The 831-nt window shown below is 71.5% G+C and carries 2 pseudogenes; both read right to left on the minus strand.

The features are described 5' to 3' along the window. Positions 1-375: pseudogene (locus tag HLK59_RS50260) on the minus strand (hypothetical protein); the annotation flags it as partial. After that, a pseudogene (locus HLK59_RS50265) lies at positions 365-831 on the minus strand (response regulator transcription factor); the annotation flags it as partial. The pseudogenes HLK59_RS50260 and HLK59_RS50265, both read right to left, overlap by 11 nt.

An 831-nucleotide genomic window follows, 5' to 3' on the forward strand; every position in this document is an offset into this window, starting at 1 on the left:
GACCAGGAACGTGTCCTCGTCGAGCGTGGTGTCGACGGAGGTGTGGCCGCCGGCTGGGAGCCTGGCCAGCGCGGGCTGCCCCTCGACGTTCGCACTGGCCGCGAGGACCGTCCCGTCGGCATCGACGACCTGCAGGAACTCCTCGTCGGGATCGGCCACGGTCGGCGTGGGCACCCCGCGGCCCGCCTCGATCACCTCGGCCACCTGCCGCGCCCGCGCGCGGGCCGCGTCACGTACGTCGTTGCTGAGCTCGGCGCGCAGCCCGAAGACGAGCGCGGTACCGCCTCCGACGAGCGCGAGCGCGACCGCGAGGACGGCGATGACCGTGGCCCGCACGCGTACGGCCCGCAGTCTGCGGTGCTGCTCACCCGTCATCGGGCACCAGCCGATACCCGTGCCCCCGCACCGTGCGCAGCGAGTCACGTCCGAAGGGCCGGTCGACCTTGTTGCGCAGCCGCCGTACGTACACCTCGACGATGTTGGGGTCGCCCTCGAAGTCGTCGCCCCACACATGGTCGAGGATGACCCTCTTGGAAACAGGCTCGCCGGTGCGCCTCAGCAGAAACTCCAGGACAGCCAACTCCCGTGCGGTGACCTGGACTTCATGATCCGCCCGGGTGACCCTCCGGGTCGCCGGGTCGAGCCGCAGATCGCCGGCCACGAGGGGCGCGCGGGCCACTGCCTCGCCTCACGCCGGAGCAGGGCCCGCAGATGCGCGAGGAGTACGGCGTAGGAGACCGGTTTGGTGAGGTAGTCGTCGGCGCCGGTGTCGAGTCCCTCGACCTCGTCCCACTCGCCCTCCTTGGCGGTGAGCATCAGGATCGGCGTCCA

It is taken from the genome of Streptomyces sp. S3(2020) (assembly GCF_013044505.1).
In the GTDB taxonomy this organism is placed as follows: Bacteria; Actinomycetota; Actinomycetes; order Streptomycetales; family Streptomycetaceae; genus Streptomyces.